General features: G+C 33.2%; 5 protein-coding genes. All 5 read right to left on the reverse strand.

The features are described 5' to 3' along the window. Positions 1 to 123: 123 nt before the first annotated feature. Positions 124 to 939, reverse strand: coding sequence for a DUF1835 domain-containing protein (locus PQ474_RS25740; RefSeq protein ID WP_273848428.1), 816 nt, complete (start codon positions 937 to 939; stop codon positions 124 to 126). A 49-nt stretch (positions 940 to 988) separates the two neighbouring features. After that, entirely contained in the window at positions 989 to 1,222 is a 234-nt protein-coding gene (locus tag PQ474_RS25745) for a YczI family protein (protein ID WP_273848429.1), read from the reverse strand. Between the two features lie 157 nt (positions 1,223 to 1,379). Beyond that, positions 1,380 to 1,805 carry a hypothetical protein gene (locus PQ474_RS25750; RefSeq protein WP_273848430.1) on the reverse strand — a complete coding sequence of 142 codons (426 nt, stop codon included), beginning with the start codon at positions 1,803 to 1,805 and terminating at the stop codon, positions 1,380 to 1,382. Positions 1,806 to 2,486: 681 nt separating this feature from the next. Continuing rightward, positions 2,487 to 2,984 (reverse strand): RDD family protein, encoded by a 498-nt coding sequence (locus PQ474_RS25755; RefSeq protein WP_273848431.1) that lies wholly within the window; start codon positions 2,982 to 2,984, stop codon positions 2,487 to 2,489. Positions 2,985 to 3,088: 104 nt separating this feature from the next. Then, positions 3,089 to 3,406: a hypothetical protein gene (locus tag PQ474_RS25760; protein ID WP_273848432.1), complete on the reverse strand. Its 318-nt coding sequence runs from the start codon at positions 3,404 to 3,406 to the stop codon at positions 3,089 to 3,091. Positions 3,407 to 3,527: the final 121 nt, after the last annotated feature.

Here is a 3,527-nt window from a genome sequence, read left to right on the forward strand (position 1 = left end):
CTTTCATCCAAGTGTTTTGAAATCCTGCGAATAAGTGAGTATTTGAGAGCTATATGAATCTAACTGAGGGAGCACAACAAGCGACTATCCTTACACAAAGGTCTTTTCAGTTCTTAAAGTAAATTAATGCAGAACTTTTATTTTATATTTACGCATTGCTCGAAGATTTCCTTCATATGCCAATTGATTAGAATGAATGAGAGACCGTACTCGATATTCGATCCAAATATCAGTCAATAATTGCTCTGAATGACCCAGCACTTCACCAATAACTCTTGTTGCATTTATAAATCCTTGATTTCCCCTTTCATTATGTATCCTATCGGCACAATCCAATATAAACGAATCGTCTCTTGTTTCTACGTCATCAACTATTTCTCCATTCCTCCAAGTACGAACAATACTTTTACTATTTAGCAACTTTTCTCCATCTCGTACATAATCATTTTTCATCTTCTCTGAAATTGGATAAGTCGAATGCTCATAAAAATGAGTGAGCTGCTCAGCATTACAATCCGCAGTTTGACGAATATCAATTTTGACATCCATGTGCTTTGTATAATAATTGATGGCATGAAATGTATTTACATAACTTAAATCAACTTCCTTACCTATTAACAAGTAGCAGCTGATTCTAAGTCCAATTTGCTCTGTTGTATTTTCACAAGTCCAAATCGTTACTTGCTCACCATCCTCTATTTCTAACAACTTTTGTAACGAATGGTGATAAGTAGTTTGGTCACCTTCCAAGTATCTCCACATCGTGTGGAATGAAGAGTTCAACCAAGAAAAATAGTCATGAATACCATTTTCTTTATGAATGTTTGTAATTGGTCCAATAGAAAAATCAATAGGAAATCCAATAACTTGATGATTTTTCCTACGTAGAGCATGTTTTAAACTGGCTGTTGCAGCAGCACCAAATATAAGATGAATCAAACAAACTGCCTCCTTTAATATGCTTTCACTTCTTTCAGAAATGCACTCTCTAATTGAATAAGAATCCTTCCATAGAAACGTAAAAAACAAATAGTGAAACAATAATACTAAAATATCCCATTCGCTTTCGCTCCATTTTGATTTCGGACACACCCATAACAAACAGCATTGCCCCTAAGAAGAACATCATATATGGCATTGCTTCGTAATTTCCAGTTATCGAACCATATCCACCTAATATAAGAACAATGATTGCAAAGATGATTCTTAGTATTTTTAACAATACGCATCCTCCTAAGCTAAAAGTTTAAAAAGTCACTTCTTCTCCTCTTGGAAAATGGTTCCTGATAACGAAAGATCGTTCCAAGGTCTTATTAAAATAAGCCCCCTTTAGTGCTATAAGAGGAGTTATACTTTCTTATTCAAATATGACATTATTGCTAATTATTAGTTAAAATTCTATGTAACGTTTTTCTGGTAAGAAGTAAAATATGAAAGTATAAACAAGACCCTAAAATACCAACAAACATATAAAAAACGCTATTCCCCCATTCGTTGTTAATAATAGAAATATAAAAGTAGTAATTAAAAAGGATACCAGCAAACGCGTATAAAATTAGGGCTAAAGGATAATAGGCTATTTCCTTTTTGAGTTGTAGTTGTTTATATATTTTTTCGACAACAAGCGAAGACACAATACCACCTATTAAAAAAATAGGCAATGAGTAAGTAACATAAGCAAGAAATATAGATGAAAATGTAAACCCTGCTGCTTGTTGGATAGGAATATAAATTAATAAAGACAACCCCAACGATATAATTATCGTACAAATTAAAGCTGAGGTTATTGTTTCAATAAATTTCAATTCGCCACCTCTTTCAAATACTAATATTGCTTTTTGTTCAACAATCCTGCTCGTTACTTCAACAACAGGAGGAACTGCCTTTACAACAGATCCTCCACTAATACCAACCGTTACTCTAAGTGAACTTTTTCACAATCTACGATTCATAATAGGAATTTTTAGCAACAGGTTAATAAATTTTTGTTTCTTTTTCGTGGCATATAACTAACACCATTATATTAAGTATGAATGTTATTACAGAAAGTATTACAGCAACCCATATTAACGTGCCCATTGTGTCCATGAGTGCCGACCAATCTTGAATTTGTACTCTATGATTAATTTCGTACAGTTGCAAACACAGTGATGCTATACAAGCACTAAAACTGACAATTATGAAAGAGCAAATCTTCACTGCATCCTTTTTAGGGTTTTTCATAGCGAAAAACGGAACAGTCCATGCAACAAGTCCGAGTATCAGACTTCCCAAACTCAGTAAAGTTGATATTAACATTGACATTCTCCCTTCATATCGAACCATATCTACACATAAAAAAGTCATCTCTCTGCTTCATTAGCACAAGAAGCGACTACTCCTTGTTGGGCACTCGCACCCTATAACTTAATAACTATATTATGTGATAGCTATTCCAACACTAAATACCAAGACACCAATTAACATCAGGAAATGTATAAAACAGCTTAATGTAACTCTACTTTTGTACCTGCTATCAGATCTCCCAAATGCCGTTTATCTTTTCTGAATAATCCCATAAACAGCAATATTAATCCAAGTAGGGTGCCGCTGTTCATGATGACAATAGCAGTTATAGAAAAATCACTATACATCCCATGAATAACCCCTATATGTCCTAACTGCCAAGGCAAGAACTTGATGATGTTTCTTGTTAAACTTGAACTGAATCTACGCCTTTTGTATATCAGCTTTAGCCCAGATACTCTTTTTCCCACAGATCCACTTTTGAAGTAATCTAAATATGAAAATAAAAAGATGATTGGTATTACGGACGTAAATGCGGCTATCAGTTGTGTTTGCATTTCTGTATATTCTGGCATTCTGTCTAAAATAAAAAAAATGATTCCGAGGTTGACAATCAACAATATGAGTAAATAAGCAAGTATGACCAGATAATCGATGAGCAATTCTTTTAATCTTATTCGAAATGGTATATTAATCATGGGACACCTCGCATAGTTTTTTATGCTAATATTAGAATTCACATGGATACCTTGTATAACTAATGCCTCCGTTTGTTGAATAGGAAACCCCATGTAATTTTTATTTAGAATGGATTCTCCCCTTTTAAAAAGGGAACTAAAATTATATAAATAGAACAGACAAATAAGAGCCAAAAAATCTTTGATGTGAGAAATCGATTATAAAATTTAGCTTCCTTAAATATAAAAGATCCCATAATTGCTGTATAAACTACAAAGAGAAAATATGAAATTCCAAACCAGTTAACCCAAATATTCCCCCTAAATTCAATTCCATATCTTCCGTAGAAATTACCTGCCATATTTAAAGTTAAATAGAAGCCTACTGCCAAAAAGAAAAATAACTCAATTGACCTACCAACATCTTTTATAAATACTTGCAAAAATTACACCACCTATATAGTTCCTATTCCTCAACTATCGCTACCCGTTTGTTTAAGAATAATCCTTCACAAACTTTTAAATGGAAATGCAGAATCTTCAAGGGGCTTTTTCAGCAATTTC

This window comes from Halalkalibacter alkalisediminis, assembly GCF_028610705.1.
Classification (GTDB): Bacteria; Bacillota; Bacilli; order Bacillales; family Bacillaceae_D; genus Halalkalibacter; species Halalkalibacter alkalisediminis.

Coding starts and splice junctions, on each gene's coding strand:
- PQ474_RS25755 (WP_273848431.1), bottom strand. CDS start 2,984: ATGATTAATATACCATTTCGAATAAGATTAAAAGAATTGCTCATCGAT.